At 48.8% G+C, this 299-nt stretch carries 1 protein-coding gene; it reads right to left on the bottom strand.

The features are described from left to right. Positions 1-299: BatD family protein (locus tag AB4486_RS25565; protein WP_372119532.1), on the bottom strand; the 299-nt coding region annotated here is incomplete at both ends.

Genomic DNA, 299 nt, shown 5'->3' with positions numbered 1-299 from the left:
TCTAAGCCCTGCGAGCTCGGTGGCGCTATTTTAGGATCTTGCAGCCTTCTTGGATCAGCTTTGATGATGAGTTTTACATCAAGCTCAGCCACTTCTTGTGGGTACAGCGAGTTCTTGCTGAGGTTAAGCTGGAACTCAGCCATGTCATGTTGAGTGGGCGCAGCTTTATTAACGGCAACATTGATGGTGATTGGCTTGGTTTTCGCCCCTTCAATATCGAAGCTAGGAATCTGGATCTTGCCTAAACGCAGTGGAGCAAGGCTGATGTTCCATTCACTTGACACCGAACGGCTGCCATT

Origin of the sequence: Vibrio sp. 10N.222.55.C6 (assembly GCF_041473395.1) — a bacterium.
GTDB lineage: Bacteria > Pseudomonadota > Gammaproteobacteria > Enterobacterales > Vibrionaceae > Vibrio > Vibrio crassostreae_C.
This window is presented reverse-complemented; position numbering and strand designations above follow the sequence as displayed.